Origin of the sequence: Cereibacter johrii, assembly GCF_001720585.1 — a bacterium.
GTDB classification, from domain to species: Bacteria; Pseudomonadota; Alphaproteobacteria; order Rhodobacterales; family Rhodobacteraceae; genus Cereibacter_A; species Cereibacter_A johrii.
Map to the genome: position 1 here is coordinate 60,623 of NZ_MABH01000122.1, position 26,714 is coordinate 87,336.

At 63.1% G+C, this 26,714-nt stretch carries 18 protein-coding genes, 3 tRNA genes, 2 rRNA genes and 2 pseudogenes; 6 read left to right on the top strand and 19 right to left on the bottom strand.

Annotated elements, in window-relative coordinates; translation table 11 throughout:
* Positions 1-252: 252 nt before the first annotated feature.
* The 5 genes and pseudogenes from A9O63_RS09855 to A9O63_RS09875 form a co-directional block, all read right to left on the bottom strand.
* Positions 253-600: an H-NS histone family protein gene (locus A9O63_RS09855; RefSeq protein ID WP_235836950.1), complete on the bottom strand. Its 348-nt coding sequence runs from the start codon at positions 598-600 to the stop codon at positions 253-255.
* Between the two features lie 466 nt (positions 601-1,066).
* A pseudogene (locus A9O63_RS09860) lies at positions 1,067-1,409 on the bottom strand (transposase); the annotation flags it as partial.
* A gap of 239 nt (positions 1,410-1,648) precedes the next feature.
* Positions 1,649-2,017, bottom strand: a complete 369-nt coding sequence (locus A9O63_RS09865) for a hypothetical protein (RefSeq protein WP_069331778.1) — start codon at positions 2,015-2,017, stop codon at positions 1,649-1,651.
* Between the two features lie 23 nt (positions 2,018-2,040).
* Positions 2,041-4,122, bottom strand: coding sequence for a hypothetical protein (locus A9O63_RS09870; RefSeq protein WP_069331779.1), 2,082 nt, complete (start codon positions 4,120-4,122; stop codon positions 2,041-2,043).
* A gap of 109 nt (positions 4,123-4,231) precedes the next feature.
* The gene (locus A9O63_RS09875) at positions 4,232-4,735 is read right to left on the bottom strand and encodes a hypothetical protein (protein WP_069331780.1); all 504 of its coding nucleotides are present in this window, start codon (positions 4,733-4,735) and stop codon (positions 4,232-4,234) included.
* Between the two features lie 1,337 nt (positions 4,736-6,072).
* On the opposite strand from A9O63_RS09875, the gene A9O63_RS09880 reads away from it, so the two are divergent.
* Positions 6,073-6,645, top strand: coding sequence for a hypothetical protein (locus A9O63_RS09880; protein WP_069331781.1), 573 nt, complete (start codon positions 6,073-6,075; stop codon positions 6,643-6,645).
* Between the two features lies 1 nt (position 6,646).
* On the top strand, positions 6,647-7,030 hold the full coding sequence (locus A9O63_RS09885) for a hypothetical protein (protein WP_069331782.1): 384 nt from the start codon (positions 6,647-6,649) through the stop codon (positions 7,028-7,030).
* A gap of 177 nt (positions 7,031-7,207) precedes the next feature.
* Here A9O63_RS09885 and A9O63_RS09890 read toward each other — a convergent pair whose 3' ends face one another.
* Both A9O63_RS09890 and A9O63_RS09895 read right to left on the bottom strand, forming a co-directional pair.
* Positions 7,208-7,555, bottom strand: coding sequence for a hypothetical protein (locus tag A9O63_RS09890; protein ID WP_069331783.1), 348 nt, complete (start codon positions 7,553-7,555; stop codon positions 7,208-7,210).
* Positions 7,556-7,563: 8 nt separating this feature from the next.
* Entirely contained in the window at positions 7,564-7,767 is a 204-nt protein-coding gene (locus A9O63_RS09895; RefSeq protein ID WP_069331784.1) for a hypothetical protein, read from the bottom strand.
* A gap of 174 nt (positions 7,768-7,941) precedes the next feature.
* Between A9O63_RS09895 and A9O63_RS09900 the strand changes: the two genes are divergently transcribed.
* Positions 7,942-8,760, top strand: a complete 819-nt coding sequence (locus tag A9O63_RS09900) for a biliverdin-producing heme oxygenase (protein WP_235836951.1) — start codon at positions 7,942-7,944, stop codon at positions 8,758-8,760.
* A 67-nt stretch (positions 8,761-8,827) separates the two neighbouring features.
* Entirely contained in the window at positions 8,828-11,620 is a 2,793-nt protein-coding gene (locus A9O63_RS09905; protein WP_069331786.1) for a bifunctional diguanylate cyclase/phosphodiesterase, read from the top strand.
* A gap of 217 nt (positions 11,621-11,837) precedes the next feature.
* On the opposite strand, the gene A9O63_RS09910 is transcribed toward A9O63_RS09905, so the two are convergent.
* From A9O63_RS09910 to A9O63_RS09920, 3 genes are read right to left on the bottom strand one after another with little or no spacing between them, the layout of a single operon-like run.
* Positions 11,838-14,030: a polysaccharide biosynthesis tyrosine autokinase gene (locus tag A9O63_RS09910; RefSeq protein WP_069331787.1), complete on the bottom strand. Its 2,193-nt coding sequence runs from the start codon at positions 14,028-14,030 to the stop codon at positions 11,838-11,840.
* A complete protein-coding gene (locus tag A9O63_RS09915; protein ID WP_069331788.1) occupies positions 14,027-14,476 on the bottom strand; it encodes an arsenate reductase/protein-tyrosine-phosphatase family protein in 450 nt (149 codons plus the stop codon). Before A9O63_RS09915 ends, A9O63_RS09910 begins: the two co-directional genes overlap by 4 nt.
* A 3-nt stretch (positions 14,477-14,479) precedes the next feature.
* The gene (locus tag A9O63_RS09920; RefSeq protein WP_084295764.1) at positions 14,480-15,583 is read right to left on the bottom strand and encodes a polysaccharide biosynthesis/export family protein; all 1,104 of its coding nucleotides are present in this window, start codon (positions 15,581-15,583) and stop codon (positions 14,480-14,482) included.
* A 587-nt stretch (positions 15,584-16,170) separates the two neighbouring features.
* On the opposite strand from A9O63_RS09920, the gene A9O63_RS09925 reads away from it, so the two are divergent.
* Both A9O63_RS09925 and nusG read left to right on the top strand, forming a co-directional pair.
* On the top strand, positions 16,171-17,358 hold the full coding sequence (locus A9O63_RS09925; RefSeq protein WP_084295766.1) for an MraY family glycosyltransferase: 1,188 nt from the start codon (positions 16,171-16,173) through the stop codon (positions 17,356-17,358).
* A complete protein-coding gene (gene nusG / locus A9O63_RS09930) occupies positions 17,355-17,879 on the top strand; it encodes a transcription termination/antitermination protein NusG (RefSeq protein ID WP_069331790.1) in 525 nt (174 codons plus the stop codon). Before A9O63_RS09925 ends, nusG begins: the two co-directional genes overlap by 4 nt.
* 175 nt (positions 17,880-18,054) lie before the next feature.
* On the opposite strand, the pseudogene A9O63_RS22000 reads toward nusG, so the two are convergent.
* From A9O63_RS22000 to A9O63_RS09965, 9 genes and pseudogenes are all read right to left on the bottom strand, one after another.
* Positions 18,055-18,325: pseudogene (locus tag A9O63_RS22000) on the bottom strand (IS5/IS1182 family transposase); the annotation flags it as partial.
* Positions 18,280-18,552, bottom strand: a complete 273-nt coding sequence (locus A9O63_RS22005; RefSeq protein WP_235836954.1) for a hypothetical protein — start codon at positions 18,550-18,552, stop codon at positions 18,280-18,282. The pseudogene A9O63_RS22000 and the gene A9O63_RS22005, both read right to left, overlap by 46 nt.
* Positions 18,553-18,689: 137 nt before the next feature.
* Complete coding sequence (locus tag A9O63_RS09935) at positions 18,690-20,006, bottom strand: McrC family protein (protein ID WP_069331791.1); 1,317 nt, start codon at positions 20,004-20,006, stop codon at positions 18,690-18,692.
* Positions 20,006-22,798, bottom strand: a complete 2,793-nt coding sequence (locus tag A9O63_RS09940) for an AAA family ATPase (RefSeq protein ID WP_205631833.1) — start codon at positions 22,796-22,798, stop codon at positions 20,006-20,008. Before A9O63_RS09940 ends, A9O63_RS09935 begins: the two co-directional genes overlap by 1 nt.
* Positions 22,799-23,053: 255 nt before the next feature.
* Positions 23,054-23,130, bottom strand: a tRNA-Met gene (locus tag A9O63_RS09945).
* A gap of 45 nt (positions 23,131-23,175) precedes the next feature.
* A 5S ribosomal RNA gene (rrf, locus tag A9O63_RS09950) occupies positions 23,176-23,290 on the bottom strand.
* Positions 23,291-23,391: 101 nt separating this feature from the next.
* Positions 23,392-26,219: ribosomal RNA gene (locus A9O63_RS09955) — 23S ribosomal RNA — on the bottom strand.
* A 243-nt stretch (positions 26,220-26,462) separates the two neighbouring features.
* Positions 26,463-26,538 (bottom strand) — tRNA-Ala (locus tag A9O63_RS09960).
* A 97-nt stretch (positions 26,539-26,635) separates the two neighbouring features.
* Positions 26,636-26,712, bottom strand: a tRNA-Ile gene (locus A9O63_RS09965).
* Between the last annotated feature and the right edge of the window lie 2 nt (positions 26,713-26,714).

Genomic DNA, 26,714 nt, shown 5'->3' on the forward strand with positions numbered 1-26,714 from the left:
GCTTTCGTGCAGCACACCGACGTTCAAGCGACTCGGACGTTTCCGGCGGCGGACGCTTCCAGCGCATCTTGGCCTCCTGTTCTCGGGCCTGCACGCGCTGCCGCGAAGATGAAAGCACCGTGCGCAGCCAGTGACCGAATGCTTGGCAAGAGGCTGGCGGTCTGCGAAGATCCTGCCGTTGTCCGCCGCGACAACCGAAGGGGCCGCTCTACGACAGGACATGGCTCGTCTTGGAAAAAGGACCCTCAGTTTTCAGACAAGCAGTTCTTCGGGCGTCCATCCCGCAGCCATCGCCTGCGCGAACCACCGCGGCTTGCGCCCGCGCCCGCGCCAGACCTCTGTGGGATTGGCAGGATTGGCATAGCAGAACGGCAGCGGTGCCCGCCAATGCGCCTCGCTCACTCCTGTCAGGTCTCCCAGACTGAAGCCCAATTCGCCGGCCAGCTTGGCCAGTTCGGCGACGGCCTCCTGCTTGCGCCGATTCTCGATGGCCGCGATGGCCGCGGTGACCTCGGCCTGCAGCTCCTCCAGTTCCTCCCGTGAAAGGGCATCGAGATCTACGGCGTCACAGTCCATTTGCAGGGGTCCGACCCGCTCCATCTATTGTCCCTCTGCTGTCCCGGTGCCCTTCTTCTTCGCAGGGCGAATTTTGATCAGCCCGCCATCACAGGGGCGGCAGATGCCGACATGTCCCAGCTTTGGCCAGTCAGATGAGGTACCGCAAGTTCGGCAAAACTGGGTGTCCCCTTCACAGTTGAGCCCAGCACTGGCCAGTATTTACGAAATTTCATCTGGAGTTCCACAGCGCTCAAGATATGCCCAAAGTTGCGCCGCACGCCATTGGTATTAATATCCACAAGAGAACATCACATTTGGGCGAGCCCGCTATAGGGTCCGTGGCAGCAGACTGATTCAGCGGCCAGCCATACTCCGACGGAAGACATCGGCCGGACAAAAAAATCACGCCGCCCCGATGCTGCAGTTGGCAGGTGGGCCACCGGCAAGATCCAGTATTGTTTGATGGCCCTGATTGGAGTGCGCGCCCTAGGGCCAGACTCATTGATTATCAGAGCCAGAACAGGACGAGGGCTGCGAGTGCGATAGCGGAGAAGAAGGTGCCCGGGCGGCGGTCGTATTCGGCAGCGACCCGTCGCCAGTCCTTGAGTCGCCTGAACATGGTCTCAATGCGGTTACGCCTCTTGTCGTATCTCACATCGGTCTTGCACGATTTCCGGCCGGGGATGCAAACCTTCATCCTCTTGTCTTTCAACGCTTCTCGCAGCCAGTCCGCATCGTAGTCGCGGTCTGCCAGCAACCGGTCCGCCTTCGGCAGGCCGCCCAGCAGCGCCGGCGTAGTCGCTGACCCGTCCAGCGGACATGAAGAACCCGATCGGCCACCCCTTCGCATCTCCGAGCCGCGCCCAGAAGCTCTCGTGGCGGGCAGCGTCATCGCCAGCCGCCACAGCTTCACGCTCGCTCTTGCCGACGCGAGGCGCGGCACCGAGGGTGCGTTCATCATTCGCCGGGCCACCTCCGAAGGCTTTAGATAACCCGCGCATGCTCCGCGCGTAGCGAATGCACTGAAGCGGCGCGCAAACCCGCCATCGCCTGCGCAAGGGGGCTCGAAGGCGTTGCCCGTTCGATGACCTCACTCGCTGCGCTGGAGTCCGACCTGGGAGGAGAAGGTGCAGTCGGCCTGTCCGCAGGCGCGGACGGTTTGGACGACGCTCCAGTTCTCGATGCCTTCGTAGCTGGCGGACCGGGAGGTGCAGTCTGCATCGTCACAGGCCCATTCAAGGCCCTCCAGACTCGAGTCGAACTGAGCCCCGTCCGGCCCTGAGCCGTAGACGATATTGAGGCCAGTCATGGCGAAGTCATCCGAGCCGAAAACGCCATTGCCGATCACGACGAGGCTCACGCCAGATGCGTCGGGGGAGACGGACTCAGCGAGGGCAAGCGGGGCAGAGAAGAGGAGGCCGAGCCCGATCAAAGCCGAACGCGCGATCTCAGATGTCATCGAAATGCTCCTTTTCCCCTGGATCAGAACTTCATGCTGTAAGAGACGAGGAGGGTGTCCTCCCGGTCGCGCAGCTCGTTGCCGAACTGATCCTCGCCATAATCATATTTGATGGACGCCCACTGGACACCGAGGACGGGCGCTCCGGGTTTGCCCAACGGGCGCCAAGAAAATCCCATGCGCGCAGCGATGTACGCATCCTCGCTGGAGGAAGGCGTGATCTGGCTGGTAAAGGACCAGTCCTCGGAGGCCCTGTAGCTGAACCCGATCGAGGTGCTCTCATCTTCCTCGCCATCCTCGGCCTGCACCAGACGGCGGCTCAGGCTGTAGGTCAGGCCCTTGGGGGTGCGATAGGACATTGCGATATCGAACGTTCGGTCGTTATCGTTGAGGGTGACGCTGGCCTGCTCGGCGGGAGCGCGATCAAGTTCCTCTGCGGCGCTGAGGCCAAAGGAGAGTCTCGCGCCGTTTCCAAGTTGTACGGCCTTGCTGATGCGCGCCTCGACCGTGCTGAAATAGTCCCGGTCGGGATGGGTGTAATGCTCGCCTCGCAGATAGAAGGAGAGCCCGCTGAGGCCGGTGTAGGAGTGATCGAAGCCTACATAGGCATTCGTCTCGTCGCCGACGATGGCACCGGCATAATAGCGGAAGACGCTTGTGCCGGAGGTGACGTTGCCCGAGAAGGCGAGATGCGGAACATATCTGTACCGCGACGTCTCCGTCGTGGTGCAGAGCGCCATGGCATCCTGACGCGTCAGATCGAGGCCTGACTGGATGAAGAGATCGTCGACATTGGCGAGTTCAAGCTGCGCGATCCGCTCGCTGATCTGGTCCACGACGTAGATTGCAGTATCGCCGGCAAGGCCGGTATCGATCCCGCCCTGCGAGAAGGCATAGCCATCCTCCAGCATGCTCTGCCGCGGGCCCGTCGTCTGCAGCCGGACCCGGGTGTCGGTGTCGATATCCCGCACCGGCGAGAAGCCCATCCAGAAGCTGTTGAAAATGGATTTCGGAGTGTCGGCGGCGGAACGCACCGGCTTTCTGGCGTGCTCCACATGGCCCACGCCCGCATGGTAGGCCGTGAAGCTGTTGGCCGGGAGCCAGGTGTTGTTGGCGGCCAGGAACAGGTTGTTGCCGATGCTCAGGCGCGCGTTGCGATCCGTTCCCTGCAAGGGCGCGCTTGCCGAGGGCAGGATCCAGGCGAGCAGCTGGGTGGCGGCGGCCTCGGTGGTCCATTCATTCGCGTTCAGGAAAACGAGGCCGCGGGTGGTCCGGGCGAGCGAGGCTTCCTCGCTGTTGCTGCTCAGTTTCTGGCTGAAACGGTAGAGGCCGCCGATGGCACGCTTGTCGACGGACTCGTAACGCTCCACGGAATTCAGGTGGGAACGGCTCTCGCTGGACTCGTAGCCCGAATTGGGCACTGCGAGGGAGAGGCCGACAACCTCCTCGCCGCCGTCGACGCCGCGCTGAAATCCTTCGGCCTTCAGGGCCTCGTGGGTTTCCTGCGAGATCTCGCCCCCTGCCTCCTCCCCGAAGATGAAGGCCCCGGGAATGAGGGTGTCGGGGTCGATACTCTCGGGATCGATCTCCACGGACGGCGTGTAGGTGCAGTAGCTGTCGGGGGCGGAGTCGGGGAAGAAGCAGCCTCCCGTCACTGTCAGATCAAGCTGGAAGCCGTAGATATCCACGGCTTCCCGACGGGTCACGCTCACGGACCGCCGGCGATCCACATTGGTTGCCTGGAAGTACCAGCCGGTCTGCTCGCGCAGATAGAGGTCGCTTCCGACCTGTTCGCGGAGGGACTGACGGATCGGGTGGATGCCCGAGATCTCCACATCCCAGTCCCGGGACGAGCCGGACAGGGACAGGACCGAGAGGCTCGGACCCTGACCGTAATCGAGCGTTTCGCCATTGATCACGAAGCGGCCGGTAAGAGGCACCACCCGCGCCGGGCCGTTTCCCCGGTCGGAGGCTGTCAGAGGGGCCGGTGCCTTGTCTCCTGCGGTGCCCTCGACGAGGATCGCCTTGTCGTCGGCGCTGGCGATGCTCGCTGCCAGAGCAAGAGCCGATGCCGAAAGGGTCAAGGTGAATCTGCGAAGCCGCATGCCTCATTGTCCTCATCAGTAACCGGTGGCGCAGGCGGCCCCCGGAATCTTGTCTCAACCAGGTACCCCGTGCCCTGCGGCACGGGGTGGTTTGCTGGATGGGGGGGCTTCAGTCGGGGCGGCGGTCAGCCGCCATGATGACGATCGCCGACTCGTACGCGTTGGAGCGGCCGTCGAAGTCGGTTTCCAGGAAGATCGGGTTGCCATCGAGGGTCGAGGCGGCGCTGGCGCTGGTGGCCCCTTGCGTCGAGGCGGCGGTCGCGGCCGCGCTGTCTCCAATGCCGGCGGCGACGCTCAGCGAAGTCAGCGCCTGGCCATCGTACATCATGCCCGAGGCGGTGCCGGTGACGGTGACGTCGGTATCGGACGTTTCGCCCGTTCCCGTCACCGCATGGTCATGCTGCACCGGCCAGCCGAGGGCATTGTCGGTTTCACCGGTGACGATCACGACCTGCCCCGGAACCGTGCCGGTCGCGACGATGTCCAGCTCGGTATAGGCGTAGACCGGCTCGAAGCTCGCGCTCAGCGCCACGGCAACCGATTCTGCAGCGGCAGCCAGCGGGGCAAAGCCGATGGCAGAGCCGAGCAGAATGACTTTGGTATAACGCTTCATGATCAATCTCCCTGTTGAGTTCCGGTAATCAATACCGCGCCTCATTTACACGCAGCAAAAGGTACGGGAGCAATGAAATTCAGCAGCCACCTTCCAAATACAAGGAGGCCCGGAATCGAATGCGGCCGAGCACAAGTTGTGAACCTAAGATAATCCAGATCCGCCTATCGATATCATTCGGCCTTGATCGAAGCGTTTTAACGAACCCCTTCCCTCTAGAGTAGAGCGGTTGCGATCTCATCTCTACCTCAAATTTTAACGCGCGGTCTCCTTCTCAAAGTGCCAGGCACCCTGCTGGCAATTACGCCCCCTCAGGCGGCCGGATCGGAACGGCTACATGCTCCTCAATCTGCTCCTGAGGCCGTAAGCACATGCTGAATTCGGCACCCGGCAGTCGATCATCCGCATTGCGGGCAGATTCCTCTCTCTTGCCAGAAGAAGCCTTGCCTCAATAAGCCGAGCCGCCGCCGATAAACTCATTCGGACAAGGCCTTGACCCCGGCTTGGCCGGAGGCCGTCCTCGTGATCGACACCCTCCCGTCCTCGCTCGTTCTGCGACTGGCGCAGGGCGGTGCCACCTTTCTTCGCGATGTCTGAGAGGGCGAATGCGCATCGGCAGGGGGGCCTTTTGCAGTTCCGCCGTCGCCAGGGTCACGGCATAAAGATATAACCTCATTATCTGCGCGTGGATTTCATTTCTCTTTTGAAGGCCGCCGCCACAATGGCGCAATCGTTCGCAGGCCTGCTCGCCTGTGAACAGCAAATCCAACTTGTGCTGCCCAATCATTACGGCGGAAAGGATAGATCAGCGACAGAACCGCTATCTTCCGACCGGGTAGAAAGAGGCGCACCGGCCGTGTTCAACTGCGGAAAGCGCAATGCATCTTGTTGCGGGGATTCCTCGATTGACCGGCCAGCAGCATTCCTTTGCCGTCCAAGTGCAGAATTGCCAGCCTGGCCGCAGATCGGTGGCTCCAAGGCTCAGCGCACGCCCGTGGCGAAAGCTGTCGCGGTCGGAAGGGCGGAAGGACGGCATCTTCCCGTCGGTCCGATCAGTGAGGTCCACGCGCAGGACCCTTTCAACCCCGAGGAGTGACACAGTGCTAGCATCAGTACCGACTGGGGGGCTGCGAGGATGGACGATTGTCGCCGCCTCTGCTCTCCTGCCCGCGACCGCCCTCGCCCAGGGCTCCGACCAGCCAGATCTTCTGGGGCTCCTTCAGGCCCTCGACCTCGCCTCGCGCCCGTCAGCGAACGTGACCATGCAGGGCATCGGCTCAGGGACCGTCGCCCCAGGCGGCACCATCTTCGGGTCCGTGTCGGGGACGGACAGGCGCGTGGACTCGGGCAGCGACGATGTCGATGGTTCCCTCAGCCTCGGTGCGGGCTTCGGCGACGCTGCCACCGGGATCGGTGTACAGGCGAGCCTGAACGTGACGTCGGTGGAGGATCGTGATTTTGGCGACTCGGGCTACCTGTCGCTCAAGTTCGGCCACCGGTTCGGGGATCCCGACCTCAATCTTCATGCGGCGATCGGGTTCGACAATATCGCAGCTTGGGGCGACGCCTCGGACAATTCCATCGAGACCACCGTGGCGCTCACGACGTTCGGTTATCTCGGAGGCGCCTGGGGCAAGCCTTACATGGTGACGCTGGGGGTGGGCTCCGATGCGCGCGACGGCGATCCCGGCCTGATCGCAGGCTTCGGTCTCGGGCTCACGGAATATCTCGGCGCCAGCATCTCTTACAGTGGCGACTATTCGAACATCGGCTTGGGCGTGAAGGTCCCGGGGGCGAAGGGTGTCTCGCTCGCCTTAACCTGCAATGACGTGTTTGACGAAGAGGACAGCCGACGCGCCACACTGTCGGTCTCCTTCGCGCTCAAGAACGCCTTCGGACTGGGAGGATGATATGCTGAAGCCGACCGCAACCGCACTTCTTCTCGTCCTGACCCCATTGACCGGCTGGGCCGGCCAGACGGTGGTGACCGCCCCGCCCGAACCGCTTCCGGATGTCCTTTCCCCATCGCCCGTTCAGATCGAGACCATCTCGGGGCTGGTGAGCGATCCTCAACTGGCAGCCAGTCTCGCCTCGGCCGAGCCGGGAAGCCAGGAAGCCGTCGCGGCAGTGGCGTCCATCCTCGACGTTTATGCGGCACGGGTGGATGCTGCGGGGGGGCTGCCGCCAATGACGGCCGAGGAGCAGGCGACGGCGCTCGAGTTGCTGAACCGCATCGCCACGCTGACCGGGAGGACGGAAGCGATCAGCAGCCTCACCGCCAGGCTTTCGCCCTGAGGGCGAGCGCGGGCCCGCAAATCTGCAAGGTGTGACAGCGCAGCCCGGGCTCTGGACGGACGCGCTTGAGCGGGCTGCAATCATCGGACGTCTGTAAGCGGCGTCCCATGTCATTGAGGTCGCTTGCGCTCTCGCCGGTGGCACCGGAGACCGCCAGCTGTCCGAGCTCATTCGAATTCACTGGGTACTCACGGATGAGGTCGTCTCGCCGGTTGTGAGGGGCTTTGGGTTGGCCATCGGTGGATAGGGCCAAGGCGTCAGCGCGCCGATGACCTCGTCTGGGTGGCCGTTGGCGAGCCGGGTGAAGAGACGAACGAGGTTCGCGGCCGTCGCATCCGGCGCCGGGACGATCTTCCCGATCAGCCAGCGCAGCAACGCCGCCGCCTCCGTGTCGTTCAGCGCCGCCATGAGGTCCGCAACCTTCCGGGCGTAAATCCCGGACAGCCCCGGGTGGATCGCCACCGGCTCCCGGATCTCCGCGAGCCGCGCTTCCAGATCGGCCCGCTCCGCCTCCGACCTGTCCATCTTCGCCTTCATGCCCGCAGGAACATGCCGCTCGTGATGGCCGTGACGATGGTGTCGATCTCGAGCCGCACCTTCCCCAGCTTCCGTTCGGCCTCGCCGCGGGCCGCCGGAGCCTCCAGCCGTTCGGCGCCGAAGCCGATCATCCCGCGCAGCAGATCCGCATCGCCGCTCTTCTCGACGAGCGAGCGCATGTCCATGATCGGTTTGGCCATCGGCGCGTCCCTCGGTTCGGGTTGGCAGCAACCCGACCAGACCGAGAATCCCTGTTGCCTCCGCCAGCTGCACCCCCACCCGGGACGTCGCTCATGCCCCCGGCCAATCTCACTTTGAGAGGATCATGGCCAACACCCTTTTCGCCGTGTGCAACCTGCCCGGCCCGTGTTCACATGAAAATCAATCCCATACGAACGCATGGGCGACCGGACCGTGTCGGTGTGCTATGCACGATCCCAATGGAAATTCTCATGAACATGTCGCCCATCCCGCAGCACGATGAACTTGCGCCTTCTCTTCGGAAGAGGGTCCGCGGGCGGGTCGCGCTCGGCAAGCCCGCGACCTGTCCGCTGGGTCGTGGATCGGCAAGCTTGCAGCCCGACCCGTGCAAGGGCGTGATGCCCCTTTCCCGCGACCTCCGCGAGAAGACGGCCACGCTCCACGACCGGGCCGAAACGCTCCTGGGCTTGCCGGGCGGCATCATGGACAAGGCCGATTATGTGGATTGGCTTCGGCATTTTCTGGCCCTCTACGATCCGATCGAACGCAGGATTGCGGGCTTTGAGGGCTGGGGCAGGTTGGCCTGCGTCGACCCGGATCCGGGCCATTCGCGACGTCTGCTCCGGGATCTGGGCGCCCTTGGCATCGACGCCGACCGCGTCCTGCGCGCACCGTCCGAATGCTGCCCGCCGCTCACGAACTTCGCCCGGGCGCTCGGCGCCCGCTATGTGCTGGAGGGCTCCGCGCTTGGCGGCAGGGTCATCCTGCATCATCTGAAGAAGCGCATCGGCGACGAGATCGGAGAGACGACCGCCTTCTTTGGCGGCCCGTCCCACGGGACCGCGACGCACTGGCGGGCCTTCCAGGCCGCGCTGGACCGGTTCGGTGCGGCACATCCCGACGAGAGGGCGGATGTGCTGGCCGGCGCCGCCGCGACCTTCACGGCGCTCATCGAATGGTTCGCCCCGTTCGTGGCAGCGCGGCGGGGATGACCGCCCTCCACCGCCATGCGGGTCCCTGCCGCACGTTTGCCAGATCCTGGGTGTGCGGGGGTGCCTCATGACGGACCCTGGGGGCGCCTTCGACCCCTCGATCTGCGAGATGGAGCCGATCGCCACGCCCGGCGCGATCCAGCCGCACGGAGCGCTGATCACCGCGCGGGCCGACAGCGGCCGCATCGCCCATGCCAGCGTCAACCTGGGCGAGATCCTCGGCCTGCCCGCGGCCTCAGTTCTGGGGACGCCCATCGGAGAGGTGATCGGGCGCGTCAACGAGATCCTGCTGCGCGAGGCGCGTCGTAGCGGCTCCGAGACGCCCGAAACGATCGGATCCCTCCGCAGAAGCGACGGACAGCCGCTGCATCTCCATGCATTCCAGTCGGGCGACTACATGTGCCTCGACATCGAGCCGGTGCGCGATGAGGACGGCCGGCTCCCTCCGGGAGCCAGTCAATCGGTTATCGAGACCTTCACCAGCGCCGCGACGCGGGTGGAGCTGTGTGAGCTTGCGGTTCATGGGCTGCAGCTGATGCTGGGCTATGACCGGGTGATGGCCTATCGCTTCGGCGCTGACGGACACGGGGAGGTCATCGCCGAGCGGCGCCGGCAGGATCTCGAGCCCTATCTGGGCTTGCGCTATCCGGCCTCGGACATTCCGCAGATCGCGCGCGCGCTCTACCTGCGCCAGAGGGTGGGCGCCATCGCGGATGCGAGCTACCGGCCGGTGCCGCTGCTCGGCAATCCCGAGCTCGACGACGGCAAGCCCCTGGACCTGACGCACAGCTCGCTGCGCAGCGTCTCGCCGATCCATCTCGACTACATGCAGAACATGCACACGGCGGCCAGCCTGACCATCGGGCTGGCCGACGGCGACAGGCTGTGGGGCATGCTGGTCTGCCACAACACGACGCCCCGCATTGCCGGCCCCGAGTGGCGGGCGGCGGCGGGCATGATCGGGCAGGTGGTCTCGCTGCTCCTCAGCCGGCTGGGCGAGGTCGAGAATGCCGCCGAGACACTGGCCCGGCAGTCGACGCTCTCGACGCTGGTCGAACGGCTATCGACCGGCGATACGCTGGCTGCGGCCTTTGTCGCGGCAGATCGGCTGATCCTCGATCTGGTCGGAGCCAGTGCCGCGGTCGTGCGGCTGGCTGGACGGGAACTGCGCTTCGGGCGGACGCCGCCGGTCGATGCGATGCAGAAGGCCCTGGACATTCTGGGCCGCCCCTCGCCACTGGAGGTGCTGTCCCTCGACGATGTCACCCTGCGCCATCCCGAGCTGCCGGAGATGCTGGCGGCCGGAAGCGGCATCCTGCTGCTCCCCCTGACGTCCGGGGACGGAGACCTGATCGCCTGGTTCCGCCCCGAGCATGTGCAGACGATCACCTGGGGTGGCAATCCGGCCGAACATGGCACCTGGAACCCGGCGACGCAGCGGATGAGGCCGCGCGCCTCGTTCGACGCCTGGAAGGAGACGGTCACCGGTCGCTCGCTTCCCTGGACCGCCGCCGAGCGAAATTGCGCGCGCGAGCTGGGCGAGGCGATCGCCGCGGAGATGGCGCAGCGAACTCGGGCCGAACTCGCGCGGCTGCGCCACTACGACCCGCTGACCGGCCTTGCGAACCGCAGCTATCTTCAGGAGCGCCTGGCGCAGGACGGAGAGCCGGCGGCCCTGCTCTTCATCGACCTCGACCGGTTCAAGGCCGTGAACGACTCGATGGGGCACAGCGTGGGCGACGAACTGCTGATCGAAGTGGCACGCAGCCTCGTGGCAACCGTACGTCCCCAGGATCTGGTGGTCCGGCTCGGCGGTGACGAGTTTGTCGTGCTCTGTCACCGACTGGACGAGGCCGGGATCGTCAGCCTCGCCGAGCGGCTGCGGCAAGTGCTCGAGCAGACCTTCGAGGTTGTCGGCCGCAAGTGCCACATCTCCGCCAGCATCGGAATCGCAATGGCGGACAGCATCGGCGATCTGGATCTGGTGCGGGCGGCCGACATCGCGATGTATGCCGCCAAGAAGAACGGTGGCAACCGGGGCGAGCTGTTCCACCCCTCGCTGTACGAGGAGACGACGCAGCTCGTCGAACTCGACAACGACATGCGCGGAGCAATCGAGAGCGAACAGTTTCACCTCGTGTATCAGCCGATCTTCGCCCTGAGCCCCGAGGCAGAGAGGCTGGTGGGGTTCGAGGCTCTGCTGCGCTGGGACCATCCGCGCCACGGCGCCCTGCAGCCCGGCATCTTCATCCCGCTTGCGGAAAGGCTGGGGCACATCCATACGATGGGCGACTGGGTCCTGCGCCGCGCCATCCTGCAGCTGCAGGCCTTCCGATCCGCCGGCCCGGAGCTGGATCTGAAGATGAATGTGAACGTGTCGCCCCGTCAGCTGGCAAAGCCGGACTTCCCGGCGCGTCTCGCCGACCTGCTGGCGCAGGTGCCCGACCTCCCGCGCCACGCACTTTGCCTCGAGATCACCGAGACCTCCCTGAGCGACGAGGCGGTCTCCGAGGCCTTGATCTCGATCCGGGCGCTCGGGGTGCGGATCGCCATCGACGATTTCGGCACAGGCTTCTCGTCGTTGGCCTGCCTGCGCCGACTGCCGGTGGATGTGGCGAAGCTGGATCGGGCCTTTCTCGGCGGCGATCACACCGCGGCGCAGGACCACAGGTTCTTTGCAGCGGTCACCGGGCTGGTGCATGCGGCGGATCTGAAGGTGGTGCAGGAAGGCATCGAGACGCTCGATCAGCTTGCCCTCGTTCGCGCGGCCGGAGCGGATTTCGCTCAGGGCTTCCACCTCGCCGCCCCCCTCTCCATCGCCGCCGCGCTCGGCCTGATCGCGGCCTCACGAGAGGAATGACGCGGACCGGCGCTCCGATGATGTAACCGTCCTCTGCGTATCGTCGACGTCCACCTCGGCACATCGACGCCGTCGGGAGACGATCAGATCATCGCAGTCGCCCTGCCATGGAACCCGCCACGGCTTAAAATGGTAACGCCATCAGGTCGAGCGCATCCAGAAAAGCGGGCTCGCGCGCGGCAGCCGATGCGGAGAGCCGACTTGCGACCGATCTGCCCTAGTCCTTGGCCCGCGACTGGTAGCTGTACTGATAGTGGTATCCGTAGCCGTAGCCGTAGGCATCACGGCCAACTTCGGGCCTGTATGCGTTGAGCACGGCGCCTGCCGGCTTCACGCCCGCGCCTTTGAGTTGCCGGATCAGCGCCTCGATCTCGCTGGGCGTGGTAACGTCGTGGCGCACGACGGCGATTGTCGCTCCCACCGCGCGGCCGATCACCACCGGATCGGTCACCGCGAGCGCGGGCGGCGCATCGACGATCGTGAGATCGAACCGGCGGTCAAGCTCGGTCAGGAGTTGGGAAAGTGCCGGCCGCATGAGGAGCTCGGACGGGTTCGGCGGGGAGCGCCCGCTGGTCATCACCGCCAGCCCCGGGATCTGCGTGGGCCGCAGGAGATCGTCGAGCGCCGCATCGCCGGCCAGATAGCTCGAAAGCCCCGGCTCGTCCTTGCCCACTCCGAAGTACCTCCGGATCCGTCCGCGACGCAGGTCGGCATCGATGAGGCAGACCCGCTGGCCCGCATCGGCCGCCACCACCGCGAGATTGACGGCGAGGAAGGACTTGCCCGCCTCCGGTGCCGAGGAGGTGAAGGCGATCGAGCGGCTTTGCGCATCCAGCATCCCGAAATGCAGGCTCGTCCGCAGTGATCGGATACCCTCGATTGTCAATGCCTCGGGATCGGTCACGGCCAGGATCGGCAGGGCTCCCTTCTGCCGGTGATTGCACGCAATCGAAGGGGCAAAGAGCACGGTGGCAAAGACCGGCAGCCCCATCCGGTCGATCTCTTCGGCGCCTCGCACGCCCCGGCGCAGCCAGTGCCGACCGAGAACGAAGCCTGCCCCACCGAGGGCTCCGAGCAACAGGGCCAGAGCCAGAACCCTGCCTCGGCGCGGCGCGATCGGGGCAGGCTCGGTGCGGGCGGTGTCGACGATACGCACGTTGCCGAGCGTGCTGGCTTTCAGCACGCTCAGCTCCTGCGCCCGGTTCAGAAGCTGCAGATAGACCTGCTGGGCCACCTCCAGATCGCGCGTCAGGTTGAAGACCTCTCGCTGGGTTTCGGGCAGCTCCGTCGTTTCGCGCCGCAGCGACGCCAGCCGCTCCTCGAGCCGCGCCCTGGCGGAGAGAAGCTTCTGATAGACAGGGTGTTGCTTCGTGTAGCGCTCGGCGAGATCCTCCTCCTCGGCTGCGAGCTGGCGCAGTTCGGTCTCGGCGGCGGCGATCTGCGTCAGGAGGCTCTGCCCCTCGAAGCCGAGGTCGATGGCCTGCTGGGCCTGGCGATAGGCATTCAGCCGCTCCTCGGCCTTGGTGACCGCCGCACGCGCTTCGGGCAGCTGACGTTCAATGAAATCGAGGCTGCTCTGCGCTTCCGCGGCGCTGCGGCTCATGTTCTGGCGCAGATAGGCCTCGGTCACCGCCCCTAGCGTGCGCTGCAACTCGTCTGGATCGGCCCCTGTCAGGCTCACCTCCAGGATGGAGGAGCCCCGCCCACGCTCTGCAACCGAGAGCCGTTGCCGCAGTGACCGGATTGCCTCGGTCTCATCGCGCTGCAGGATCACGAACGCGCGTCCCGCAGGCCCCTCGAGCTCCCCGATCCGCAGGCCAAAGCCTTTCCCGGGCAGGGAGAGCGGCACGCCCACTCTCCCCTCGGCCAGGCTATCGTCGGGCAGCCGGAGGGGGAAGTGCCCCTCCCCTTCCGCCGTCAGCCGGATCTTCCTGTTGATCCACTCGGGCGGAACCTCGAGCATGTCGAGCCGGATCCGGGCATCGCCCCGGTCATAGGCGCTCAGCGTGTCGAGATCCGGCAGCGGCAGCCGCCCCGAAGCGACCGCATGGCCGAGGATCGGCAGCCGGACCGGAACCGCGCGCCAGTCGAGATGGGTTCCCGCCACCGCTTCGCCCAAGACGAAGCGCGAGCGCAGGATCTCCACCTCGGTCGCGCTCTGAGGCTCGATCTCGGCTATTGCCGAGAAGGCTTCCGGCAATGCCATGGAGCCGGCCTTGGCCTCGAGTTGCAGCAGCGCATCCGCCTCGTAGGTCGGAGGCGTGTTGACGAGGTGCGCGAGGGCCAGGAACGCCGCCCCGGTCATGAAGCCCACGATCCAGGTCCGACCGGCCCAGAGCTGGGCAATGAGCAGGCCCAGATCGATCTCGGCCTCCTCGGCGGCCTGAACCGGCCGGGTAGCGTCATTCATCCGTCAACCCTCTTGCGCAGCCGCAGGGCCCAGGCATCGGCGGCCGCGGACAAACGTGAAAACGTGCTCTCATAGACCTTGGCCAGGCGGCCATAGGGATCGGGTATTTCTCGGCTTCCCGTCCAGTGGTCGAAGAGCATGGTCCGCCCGAGAAGCTGCGGCGCCAGGCGGGCGATCCGCGTCCGGTGCGCCGGCTCCATGACGAGGATGAGATCGAATGAGGTACCCAGCGCCGGCGTGAACTGGCGCGCGACATGACCTGCAAGCGACACCCCCTGCGCTTCGGCCACCGCAGCAGAGCGGCCATCGGCGGCACTCCCGACCAGCGCGGACAGTCCCGCGGATTCGATCTGAAGCCCGGGCAGGCGTGCCCGCAGGAGCCGCTCGCCCGTCGGCGAGCGGCAGATGTTGCCCACGCAGACCACAAGGATCGACTGAACTTCCACCGTTCAGTCCGTCCCCAGCCGGTCAAGGCTGCTGGTTATCCCCACCGAAGGCAGCAGGTCGCTGATCGTGTCGTTCCAGCGGCTGAGCGGCGCACGCGTGACATAGACCACATCCCCCGGCTGCAGCAGGAAACGCGTTCCCAGCAGCAGCGCGGTGGGCGATCGGGCATCGAGCTGAAACACCTTCATGCCCGCACCGCCGTTCGCGCGAAACACGAACACCCCGCGCGCATCTGCCCGACGCTCGAGAATGCCGCCCTGCCGGCTCAGCGCCTGCGTAAGCGTCAGCGGTTCGGTCGAGAGATCGACGGCCGCGGGCTTCACGATCTCGCCCAGAAGATATGCCTCCCGCGCCAGCCGGCGCGGCACCGTCACGATGTCGCCTGGTCGCAGCACAGGGTTGTTGCTGCCGAGCCCCGCGCTCAGGAACCCTTCGAGATCGACCGGATAGGATCTCCCGCCCCGCCGCACCGTCACCCGGCGCGCATCGGCCGTCTCCGTCAAACCGCCCGCCGCATTGACCGCATCCAGCAGCGTGAGCCCCACGGTCGTCAGCGGCTGGCGGTTCGGGGGTCTCACCTCACCCGTCACGCTCACCGCCTGCGAGTTGAAGGCCATCCCCCGCACATCCCCCTGCGGCTCCGGGACGAAGGCCGCAAGCCGCGTCCGCAGTTCCTCACGCACGGCCTCGGGCGCCCGGCCTTTCGCCTTCACCGCACCCACATAGGGAAAGGCCACCGTCCCGTCCGCCTGCACGCGGAACCCGCTTTCCCCCTGCGCCTCCCCGCCTCCCGTCAGCAGGAGCTCAGGATGGTCGAACACCGTGATCCCGAGGATATCGCCTGTCCCGATCCTGTAGTCCCACCCACCATCCGACGGCAGCGGCGTTGCTTGATGCGGCTCTGCCGGCTGCTCGAAGCTGCGGATGTTCGTCGCATCGAGCCGAATGACATGGATGTTCTCGGGAAGCGCCTTCTGCGCGTTCTCCGTCACCGGAAAACGCACATGGCCTTCCGAGCAGCCTCCGATAACCGGCAGGGCCCCCAATAAAACAACCGTAAGTCGATTCAGCATCGGTGATCCCGTCTTCTCCACCGCCGCTGCCATTCCGAATGGCTCGGCGACTAATATAAAAGGCATCGTAGCAAGCCGATGCCTCCGGAAAGGCTAGGTCGGACCCATATTCACCCGTTACGCGCGAACCCCTGCCGCAGCACAAAGCACAAAGCAACCACGGCAGAAATCCAACCGGACGGTCAGGATGAATATCGCAGGTATTAGAGTATATATCCTAGGGAGAAGCCGCCGGCCGCTCATCGACAGGAGAAGCCGAAGTGGCGGGCTGAGGCCGTAAGGCGCCCAATCCAGCGGGATCGCCACAACTTCCCCGGTCGATTTAGCGAAGGCCACTGCGCTGAATATGAGGCGAGACCGGGGCCGCGGTCCACTCACTCGAAAGCGCTTACATGATCGTTGGCATGTATCGAAAGAGCATCAAATAGCATCCTCTAGTTATAACGCGGGGCTGCAACCAGCAAAATTATTCGTATGGGGTGATCCAAGGGGCATGTCCGGCTTGGCGCCATTAAAAGTCCTGTCGCTTAAGACACGGCCGATAACTATGGCGTCCATTTGCGGTTGCAGAACGTTTCCCTATCAAGAGCCCGCATATGCATTAATTGCGGAGAGGCCCAATGAACTTCGGCCAGTGGATCCCTTACTTAGTTGCATTTTCCGCATCCGCGCTCACAGCGCTTCTCGTGGCCTGGACACGGGAGCATCACATTTCCCTCGTCCTGCGGCGCAACGACCTCCGCGCGGTTCAGGCAAGCCATTGCACCCCGACACCCCGCCTCGGGGGACTGGCGGTTCTCGCAGGTCTAACAGCAGGGACGATCCTGGCGCCACGCGAGGCCGCGCACCTGTGGTCCCTCATCCTCGCCTCCGCAGTTCCGGTAGCCCTGGCCGGCCTCGCCGAAGACCTGGGCCTTCGCGTCCCGCCAGCGGGTCGTCTCGCTGCCGCCGCCCTCTCCAGCCTGATCGCGGTCGCCACCCTGCAGATCTGGCTTACCCGCCTGGACTTCCCGGCTCTTGACCTCGTCATGGCGTGGTCGGTCATTGCCATCCCCTTCAGCATCTTCTCCGTCATGGGCGTCTGCAACGCCTTCAATCTCATTGACGGAATGAACGGTCTCTCCGGCTTCACGGCCGTTGCTACGGCATCAGGCCTTCTTGCGGTCGCCGCGCAAGCGGCAGACCCGGCCCTCATCTGGATCACGCTCCTGCTCATTTCCGCGCTCATGGGCTTTCTGATCTTCAATTACCCGCAAGCCCGCGTCTTCCTCGGCGACGCCGGTGCCTACGCGATCGGACATCTCCTCGCCTGGACAGCGATCCTCTCGATCTCGCGGATCGGGGACCTGACCCCCTGGGCCGTTCTCCTCATCTTCTTCTGGCCCGTCGCCGACACGCTTCTGGCCATCTGGCGTCGCCGTACCGCTGGTCGCCCTTCCGATGAACCGGACAGGTTGCATTTCCACCAACTCGTCATGCGCGCGCTCGAAATCCTCGTCCTCGGACGAAAGGCCCGCCGTCTGGCAAATCCTCTGGCAACTACTCTCCTGATGCCAATGATCGCTGCACCGATCCTCGCAGGCGTCCTGCTTTGGAACCAGCCACTGATCGCTTGCGCGGCTTTGGCCGGCTTCGGAGGCCTGTTCATCGCAACCTATATGGCCGGAATGGCGCTCGCCGCTGGACGAGGAAGATACGCCCCTGCGATCAAGTCGCGGATCCGGATGATCAAGGCGTCATGGGTGGCTTCAAGCCGCCTCGCCCAAAAAGCGGAGTTCGATCTCGAAGACGCGGGAGATCGCGCGTGATCTCTCATCAGAGCGAGAGCAAAGCCGCATCCTGGTACCTCGTCCAGACCAAGCCCAACGCTTTCCGCATGGCGGAAAGAAACCTGCTCAGGCAGGATTTCTCCGTATTTTCGCCTACGCAGATACAGACCAAGACACACGGAACTCGCTTCCGGCATTCTGTCCAGCAGCTTTTCCCGGGCTACCTGTTTGTCAGCTTCCATCCTGAATTACCGAGATGGCGGGCCATCAACGCGACCTCCGGCGTCTCACGCCTCGTGACTTTCGGGGGTGTTCCCAGTCCGATGCCCCATGCTCTCATCTCGGGCCTGCGGGAAAGATGTGCAAACGATGGAAGTCTATTGTCGCCCGATCGGCTCATCGTCGGTGATCGGGTCAGGATTGTGTCCGGTCCCTTCGCCGACTACATCGCGACAGTCGAGCAGATCGATCAAGATAAACGCGTGTGGCTGCTCCTCAACATCCTAGGCGGAGGCACGAGAACCCAGATCAGCATCAGACAGATCCAGAAGGCAGGATGATTGTCGCTGAGTCTTGTTCCCGTGTCACCAACGTGGATCGGGAAGAGGATGAACCGCTCCCCTCTGAGGTCTAACAGGCCGCTGAAATAGTCGCTCCGTCGGAACAGTTTCCCTTGGCAGGCTGGCGAGGGAGGTCCGCTCCCCGGGTTCGGCATGCCCGGGCGCGACCCCGATCTCATGCCGCAGGCAACTTCGGAAGCCGGGCCAGATTGCAGGCCGCCCTCGCGAAGGTGAACTGGGCGCCGACGCGCTTCACGCCTCGCAGCATTGTTTGCGCCATGTCCCCGGTCTTGGACCAGCCTAAGGTGAGGAGGATCAGGCAACGATCCAGTGGATCGTTGCCCCGACGCAAGTCGATCTTCTTCCGGCAGCGCCGCGAGATCGTAGCCCTCGTGCCGGATTATCCGGCCGTCGATTGCTGAGAACCTCGCCCTTTGCGCCATGTGCCGTGGCGGTTCCCGGCCATGTGCTTGTCGATGGTGGCGCGGGTGAAGGCCACGAGATCGGAGGCATAACTGCCCCCGGCCTCTCCCCCGGCCAGGTCGAGGCCATCGGATCTGGTCTCTGCGGCGGGCGCCGCGCCTGCAGCTGCCCGCTCCGGCGGCATTCCCGCCACCGAGATCAGCACCGTCTCGGCTCCGAGCCGCCGCGTGACGCCTCGACCGCAGCGCATTGCGCGGCTCGGATCGTGGATTCACGGTGTCAACGAGCGGCCGGGATTCGCTGCTGGTCGATGATGGCAGGTGCAATCATTCCAATGCCATGCCGCGATGGGCATAAATGTGCTTGGCAGGAGCGTGCCCTTCGCCCTCACGGTTCGGCGGCGGACATTTCTTCGATGCGAGTCAGAATCCGGCCACGAATGCGGTCCACCAGGCCGGCACCGGTGGAGATGTCGAAGCTCGCCGTTTCCAGCAGGGTTTCCTGACCCGTCACCCGGAACCGCGCGCGAATCCCCTCTTCGTCGCCCAGTCCCGCATGGTGGGGATAAAGCAGCGTCAGCCGCGGGGCCTTGTAGAGGTGGGCATAGGCCATCATCTGATAGACGTCCGCTTGGGAGACGCCTTGCTTCGGATCGTCGATCCGGTCGGAAATCCGCTTCCACTTGGTGTCGATCACATGGTCGACCTGGCCAGCGCGCAAGATCAGAATGTCAGGCTTGGTCTGGAACGCCGCCCGATCGTCATCAAGCGACGTCAGGCAGAACAAGCGGCCACCCTGCAGCGTCACGTGGAATTCGGACCCTGCAAGCGCCCGCGTCACCAGACGACCGATGTATTCCTCGAACAGGGCATTCATCTCGAACAGCAGGGCCGATCCCTGCCCGGACCCGACGCTGGTGGTCTGGTACCGGTTGCGCAGGAACAGCTGTGCCATTCCAAAGAGTTCCTGCCACGCGCTGTTCGTGCGGTCGATGACAACATCGTCCCACCGCAGGGCGGGGAGTTGTACCTCCGCGACCTCGGCATAGAGGAAGGCCAGTTCCCGCAGGCGCTGAACATTCGTCGCGTTGCATGACATGCCCGCCAGATGCGCGATGGTCGCCTTCATGATGCGGTTGAGGGCGATATCCTCGGACAACTCGTCATAGCGGCACGCCAGGCGGCCCGGGTTGGCGATGTGGCGGGTGAACTGGCGCGGGATATCCAACGATCCCCGCAAGGTTGGCAGATCGCCGTCGTGGAAGGTATAGCGCCGCGGCATGCCCCGGCGGACCGCCTCGGTCAGCTTGTCGCAAAAGATGCGGATCAGGATTTCCAGCAGCGTTTTGCGCTGCCAGTCGAGGTCGGTCATGCGTCCGGTCTCGACCTTGAGATTGAGGGCCACCGCGAGCATGTGCACAAGGCGCTTGCGGATCTCGCGCGTCTCCTGGGCCGAGCCTTCCTTTTCGCCGACGTCGATCTTCGGCAGGATTTCCAGCGTGCAGCCCGGCACCGCCAGGACGCCAACCACCCCGCGCGCCCGCAGGTCATGGCGCCTATCCTCGAGAACTCCACCGCCGCCACGCCCGGCGAAGGGAGATGCCTTGGCCAGTGCCACAAGGCGCTGAGCAAGATGCGGCGGAATGCATCCTTCCCCATCGCCATGGGGCACGGCCTCCCATTCGCGAACGGAGTAGATGGGCATCAGGCCGCGAACTCGGAGAAGTCGAACTGGTCCTTCCCCCGCCAGCGCAGTCTCTCGCCGCTGAAGTCATCAGCGGCAATTCCGGGCGGCGCAGCCAGGCGGCGCGCCTCCAGAAACCTGGATGGGCCCTGCGGGCCATCGCCCAAGACGGCGGCGACCTTCGACCAATCCTCGTAGAAGTACTCGGACAGGAGGGGAATGACCTTGTGCCGCATGACATCCTCGACGGCCGCAAGCGAGGCGCAGCCGGTGAAATAGGCGTGCCCGATCTGGTGTTCGCGGTCGAAAAGGTACTCGATGCGGTCGTTGATGGTGGTCAGCAACTTCTGCAGATTGATCCCGCCGACATTCGGGGACAGGACTGAGGGGTTCGGCATCAGTTCCTTGAACGTGAAACGACGGCGCAGGGCCGTGTCCAGCAGCGCAATCGAGCGGTCGGCCGTGTTCATGGTGCCGATGATGTGCAGGTTCTGCGGCACCCCGAAGCGCTTCTTCGAGTAGGGCAAGGTCAGCTGGATCCCGTCACGTCGCCCAAGGCGCTTGTCCGGTTCGAGAAGCGTGATCAGTTCGCCGAACACCTTCGATATATTGGCCCGGTTGATCTCATCGATGATCAGCACATAGTCACGCGCCGTAGTGTCCGCCACCGCAGCGCGCTTGCCGGAGACGATCTCTTCCAGCGCATCCCAATCGATAAGGGACTGGTTCAGCTTGTACACAGAATGCCGCCTGAACGCGTTCGGGTAGAATCGGCTGCGATCGGTCCCGGCGTCGTCGCGCCAAATCCAATCGACGATCCTTCTGTGAGGATGGAATTCCGCGCGCCCGTCGAAGTAGTAGTCGCCTGTTATCCTGCCAAATGCCTGGATGCGATCACGGCCGTCAGACACCACAACGTAGTCACCAATCTGCATGTCAGATCTGAACGAGTAGGTGACGACGATGTTGCCGTCATGGCCTGTCGCGTCTGCGTCCTTGCGAGACCGCCACTCGTTGTAAATCTGGTCGAAGTCATCGAAGCGCTCGTCGGACCAATCGATATCTCCTCCCCAGCCAACGTGGATCAACCCGTTCTCCAGACCGAAGCGTATCCTGTCCTCCTCCACTTGGCGGCGCCCGAGTGCCACTTTGAACACGCGCGCAGTCCTGTCGAGACGTGAGACGGCCCCGGCCTGCGAACTGTCGAGGCGCGCGCGTTCGCTGATCTTCTTGAACACCCCGTCGGTCGGTTTCAGGCGGAAGCCCACAGCAGCGCCGAGTTCTTCCGGACCCTCCCTTGCATCCTCGCCCGTACTCGGCTGGAGCCCCTCAACGAATTCTTCATATGACATGGACTGGTGGAAGGTGACGAACTCGATCCGCTCTTCCTTCATCAGGCTATGGTATTCGGCCATCAGCCGGTCACGGTTCTCTTCACCGGAGAGGTTGGCGGCGACGACCTCGCCCAGACAGAGGCGAACCGCCTCCCACGCCGTCTGGTAGGTCTTGCCGGTGCCGGGAGGTCCGTAAAGGATCAGGTTGGTGGTCGCTGCGATCGCTTGGGCACTCTGGCCCTGCACGGGGGCATATGAGTCTGCCATCGCCGTCCCCTCCTGGTCCTCGGCTTCGAGGTTGAATGTAAATGTTGTTGTGCTGGAGGGGTTCGGCGTGGTCGACTGGAGCGCTGTGTAACCCGCCAGGTCCTTGAACTTCTTCCCTCCCAAAGCGCTGCAAATCGTCGGGAAGGCATTTTGCTCGGAGATATCCCGCGCGAGGTCGGATGCGCGGATAGTCACCGAGGTCATGTCCGCTTCGCGGGCAGGTGCGATGTAGTAATTCAGGGCAACGAGCCGCGCACGTTCCGCCCCGCGCATCAGATGGGTGTGCTGGTCGGGAATCGGCAACGGCGTGTCATGCTGATCGACGATGACATAGCCCGCGGCATGCAGCCTTGCGGCCGCATCCCCTGGTTGGCTCCCCCCGCCATTGAATGAGCTCGCCGTCTTCCCCAGAAGGTACCCGACAATTGGCTTCGTCGGAAAGCGCTTGTCCTGGCGCGGACGAGTCGACCGGACCCAAAAATCCTTTGGTTCGCCGAAGCTCGAGAACGCATCGGCATGGGCACCCGACGTGCGGAACTGGTCGTAGGCGTCCATCGCGCCTTCGATCCGGTCGCGAGAGAAGGAGCCATCTTCACCCCCCGCTCCCTTGCGAAGGATCCGGTATCCCAGAGCCTCAAGTTTCGCATAGGATTGCGCCTCTCCGAAGCCGTTGAAGAACTCTTTCGCTGCGAGGGCGCGACCATCGGGAAGATGACCCAAGGCTGCTGCGACTGTCGCCTTCGCCGGATAAGACTCCTCCTTGCCATCATCGTAGACCCAGACCTGCGGGCTTGCAAAGCCACTGCGGGCGAGGAAGGGCTTAAGGCCCAACTGATCGCACTCCCGCATCGCGGCATCGATCTCCTTGCGGGTGAGGCTGTCCACCAATGCGTGGTGTTCTGCCCTGTCAGGCACATTGGACTGTTCGGTCAGGAAGGAATGGTACAGCTTCAGGGCTTGCTGGAGACTGGCCAGCCCGGTGCGCAAGACACCGTCGATTTGGACAGGGGAGGGGTTGGGTCGTCCTGCACGTTCATCCTCGGCGGTGTAGGCAAATCGGTTCAAGACGCTGTCCCGATCCTCTTGCGCGAGCACCAGGTCGAGATCGCCCAGATACTGCTCCACGCGCATGGCGCTACTTACACGCGAGGAGGCAGCTGCCTCCGTCTGCCCCTGCGCCACCAACCATTTACGGAACTCGTCCTGCTTCATCGATTTACCGCCTGCCTCGCCGAATGGTGACTTTCCAAGGTCAGGAAGCCGAGGGCAGGATCCGTCGTCGTCAATTCACCGTCTGGAACTACGGGCCAATGATGGCCGGAAGCAAGGATGTGCGCAACTGCGAGTTGCCTGCCGTTGCGTGCGATTGCGTGCTTGTGCGGGCTGGTGCGGTGTGGATGCTGAGAGTATGAATGCAAAAAGCGCCCCGAGGGGCGCTGCGCAATGTACTGATAATATTTCGTACTCTGGTTGCGGGGGCAGGATTTGAACCTGCGGCCTTCAGGTTATGAGCCTGACGAGCTACCGGGCTGCTCCACCCCGCGTCGGTTTTGATTTGATCGTTTTGAGGGATATTCGTTTCTTTTCAGGTCTGGCGGCGACCTACTCTCCCACGTCTTGAGACGCAGTACCATTGGCGCGACGGCACTTAACTGCCGAGTTCGGGATGGGATCGGGTGTTTTGCTCGTGCTATGGCCACCAGACCGGAGAAGAAACGACAACATCAGGCTTTTGCTTGTTCCGGGTCTATTGCTTTCTGATCTGGGGTAGAGCTTTGGCTTATTGAGCCTTGCTGTTACCGGGTCAGATCAAGCCTATCGGGCAATTAGTACCAGTCAGCTGAACGCATTGCTGCGCTTACACCTCTGGCCTATCGACGTGGTGGTCTTCCACGGCCCTCAAGGGAGACCTTGTTTTGAAGGGGGCTTCCCGCTTAGATGCCTTCAGCGGTTATCCTGTCCGATCATAGCTACCCAGCACTGCCGTTGGCACGACAACTGGTCCACCAGTGGATCGTTCACCCCGGTCCTCTCGTACTAGGGGCAACTCTTCTCAAGTCTCCTACACCCACGGCAGATAGGGACCGAACTGTCTCACGACGTTCTAAACCCAGCTCACGTACCTCTTTAAATGGCGAACAGCCATACCCTTGGGACCTGCTCCAGCCCCAGGATGAGATGAGCCGACATCGAGGTGCCAAACGATGCCGTCGATATGGACTCTTGGGCATCATCAGCCTGTTATCCCCAGAGTACCTTTTATCCGTTGAGCGATGGCCCTTCCACTCGGGACCACCGGATCACTATGGCCGACTTTCGTCTCTGCTCGACTTGTCAGTCTTGCAGTCAGGCGGGCTTCTGCCATTGCACTCGACGACCGATTTCCGACCGGTCTGAGCCCACCATCGCGCGCCTCCGTTACTGTTGGGGAGGCGACCGCCCCAGTCAAACTACCCACCACGCAGGGTCCCGGACCCGGATAACGGGCCGCGGTTAGACATCAAGATGGCGAAGGGTGGTATCTCAAGGTTGGCTCCACGGGAACTGGCGTCCCCGCTTCGATGCCTACCACCTATCCTGCACATCACAATCCTGATGCCAGTGCGAAGCTATAGTAAAGGTTCATGGGGTCTTTCCGTCTAACCGCGGGAAGTGTGCATCTTGACACACAGTTCAATTTCGCTGAGTCCACATCAGAGACAGCGGGGAGATCGTTACGCCATTCGTGCAGGTCGGAACTTACCCGACAAGGAATTTCGCTACCTTAGGACCGTTATAGTTACGGCCGCCGTTTACTGGGGCTTCAATTCGGAGCTTGCACTCCTCCTTTTAACCTTCCAGCACCGGGCAGGCGTCAGACTGTATACGTCGCCTTGCGGCTTCGCACAGCCCTGTGTTTTAAGTAAACAGTCGCCACCCCCTGGTTTGTGCCCCCCGCCCATAGTTGCCTACAGACGGGGCCTCCTTCTCGCGAACTTACGGAGGCATTTTGCCGAGTTCCTTTGATGTGGTTCTCTCAAGCGCCTTGGTATTCTCTACCAGTCCACCTGTGTCGGTTTGGGGTACGGTCTGATGGAGGGCTATTTCCAGGGACCGCTCAGCAGCCCGGTCAATCCGATAAGACCGAACTACACCTGCGATCCGTCACATCCTCCTGGCCCAGGAATATTAACCTGGTTCCCATCGACTACGCCTTTCGGCCTCGCCTTAGGGGCCGGCTTACCCTGCTCAGATTAGCTTTAAGCAGGAACCCTTGGACTTTCGGCGACAGGGTCTCTCACCCTGTTTGTCGCTACTCATGTCAACATTCTCGCTTCCGATCTCTCCACCGGATGCCTTACGGCCCGGCTTCACAGAAAGCTCCTTGTCTCCGCATCCGAGGGATGAAGAGACATGGAGCTATATCACGGAACGCTCCGCTACCACGCACATTGCTGTGCATCCTGAGCTTCGGCTCGTGGCTTGAGCCCCGTTACATCTTCGCCGCAGGACAGCTTATCTAGACCAGTGAGCTGTTACGCTATCTTTAAAGGATGGCTGCTTCTAAGCCAACCTCCTGGTTGTTTTGGCCGTCCCACATGCTTTCCCACTTAGCCACGAATTGGGGGCCTTAGCTGCAGGTCAGGGTTGTTTCCCTCTTCACGACGGACGTTAGCACCCGCCGTGTGTCTCCCGGATAGTACTCTCGGGTATTCGGAGTTTGCTTAGACTCAGTAAGGCTGTGGGCCCCCATCATCCATGCAGTGCTCTACCCCCCGAGGTATTCGTCCGAGGCGCTACCTAAATAGCTTTCGCGGAGAACCAGCTATCTCCAGGTTTGATTGGCCTTTCACCCCTAGCCACAAGTCATCCAGACCCTTTTCAACGGGTGTTGGTTCGGACCTCCATCAGGTGTTACCCTGACTTCATCCTGCTCATGGCTAGATCACCTGGTTTCGGGTCTGATCCCACGAACTCGACGCCCTTTTAAGACTCGCTTTCGCTGCGCCTCCACCTACCGGCTTAAGCTTGCTCGTGAGACCAAGTCGTTGACCCATTATACAAAAGGTACGCCGTCAGGTCTCATGGACCCTCCGACTGCTTGTAGGCGTCCGGTTTCAGGTACTGTTTCACTCCCCTCGTCGGGGTGCTTTTCACCTTTCCCTCACGGTACTGGTTCGCTATCGGTCAGCAAGGAGTACTTAGCCTTCGGGGGTGGTCCCCCGATCTTCAGACAGGATTTCACGTGTCCCGCCCTACTTGATATGTCTCCTGGAGCTTCCTGTACGGGGCTGTCACCCGCTGTGGCTGGCCTTTCCAGGCCATTCCAGTCACTCTTCGGAGATCGGCTGGTCCGCGTTCGCTCGCCACTACTAGCGGAGTCTCTGTTGATTTCCTTTCCTCCGGGTACTTAGATGTTTCAGTTCCCCGGGTTCGCTTCAAAACCCCTATGTATTCAGGGTAATGATACCTGTCTCACCCCACTATTCATATCCGAAGGATAACAATAGCAGAATGTCAGGTGGGTTTCCCCATTCGGACATCCATGGATCGAAGCCCATTCCCGGCTCCCCATGGCTTAACGCAGGGTATCACGTCCTTCATCGCCTCTTGCTGCCTAGGCATCCACCAAACGCCCTTTTCGCGCTTGATCTGATCCGGAAAGAGCAAGGCTCTTTCCCATGTCAGAAGCATGTACATTCCCATGCGATGACCCGAAGGTCGTCGCGGTCAGTTGTACTAGACTTGGAACAATATCGCCTGCGGGGTCGAACCCCAGGTCTTCCCCTACTCGGGAGACCGGCGATACTGATGTTGTATCTCTCTGAACGATGTCAAAATCTCGTCCGGTTGGACGGCCAAACCCACCCAATGGGCTTGGCGATCGAACCGGATCTGGTGGAGCCTATCGGGATCGAACCGATGACCCCCTGCTTGCAAAGCAGGTGCTCTCCCAGCTGAGCTAAGGCCCCACATGCCGACCGCTGCGCGGCAAACCCTTCCGGTGGAAGGTTTTGAGGCATGTGCCGAGGACCGCAAGGTCCGAGGTGGCCCAACGGCTGGAATTTCTGGTGGGTCGAGGAGGACTTGAACCTCCGACCTCACGCTTATCAGGCGTGCGCTCTAACCACCTGAGCTACCGACCCAC

Excerpts from the sequence above, each read along its gene's own strand:
- A9O63_RS09855 (WP_235836950.1), bottom strand. The coding sequence starts at position 600 with ATGGAGCGGGTCGGACCCCTGCAAATGGACTGTGACGCCGTAGATCTC.
- A9O63_RS09865 (WP_069331778.1), bottom strand. The coding sequence starts at position 2,017 with ATGACATCTGAGATCGCGCGTTCGGCTTTGATCGGGCTCGGCCTCCTC.
- A9O63_RS09870 (WP_069331779.1), bottom strand. The coding sequence starts at position 4,122 with ATGCGGCTTCGCAGATTCACCTTGACCCTTTCGGCATCGGCTCTTGCT.
- A9O63_RS09875 (WP_069331780.1), bottom strand. The coding sequence starts at position 4,735 with ATGAAGCGTTATACCAAAGTCATTCTGCTCGGCTCTGCCATCGGCTTT.
- A9O63_RS09885 (WP_069331782.1), top strand. The coding sequence starts at position 6,647 with ATGCTGAAGCCGACCGCAACCGCACTTCTTCTCGTCCTGACCCCATTG.
- A9O63_RS09890 (WP_069331783.1), bottom strand. The coding sequence starts at position 7,555 with ATGGACAGGTCGGAGGCGGAGCGGGCCGATCTGGAAGCGCGGCTCGCG.
- A9O63_RS09895 (WP_069331784.1), bottom strand. The coding sequence starts at position 7,767 with ATGGCCAAACCGATCATGGACATGCGCTCGCTCGTCGAGAAGAGCGGC.
- A9O63_RS09900 (WP_235836951.1), top strand. The coding sequence starts at position 7,942 with ATGAAAATCAATCCCATACGAACGCATGGGCGACCGGACCGTGTCGGT.
- A9O63_RS09905 (WP_069331786.1), top strand. The coding sequence starts at position 8,828 with ATGACGGACCCTGGGGGCGCCTTCGACCCCTCGATCTGCGAGATGGAG.
- A9O63_RS09910 (WP_069331787.1), bottom strand. The coding sequence starts at position 14,030 with ATGAATGACGCTACCCGGCCGGTTCAGGCCGCCGAGGAGGCCGAGATC.
- A9O63_RS09920 (WP_084295764.1), bottom strand. The coding sequence starts at position 15,583 with ATGGCAGCGGCGGTGGAGAAGACGGGATCACCGATGCTGAATCGACTT.
- A9O63_RS09925 (WP_084295766.1), top strand. The coding sequence starts at position 16,171 with ATGAACTTCGGCCAGTGGATCCCTTACTTAGTTGCATTTTCCGCATCC.
- A9O63_RS22005 (WP_235836954.1), bottom strand. The coding sequence starts at position 18,552 with ATGCGCTGCGGTCGAGGCGTCACGCGGCGGCTCGGAGCCGAGACGGTG.
- A9O63_RS09935 (WP_069331791.1), bottom strand. The coding sequence starts at position 20,006 with ATGCCCATCTACTCCGTTCGCGAATGGGAGGCCGTGCCCCATGGCGAT.
- A9O63_RS09940 (WP_205631833.1), bottom strand. The coding sequence starts at position 22,798 with ATGAAGCAGGACGAGTTCCGTAAATGGTTGGTGGCGCAGGGGCAGACG.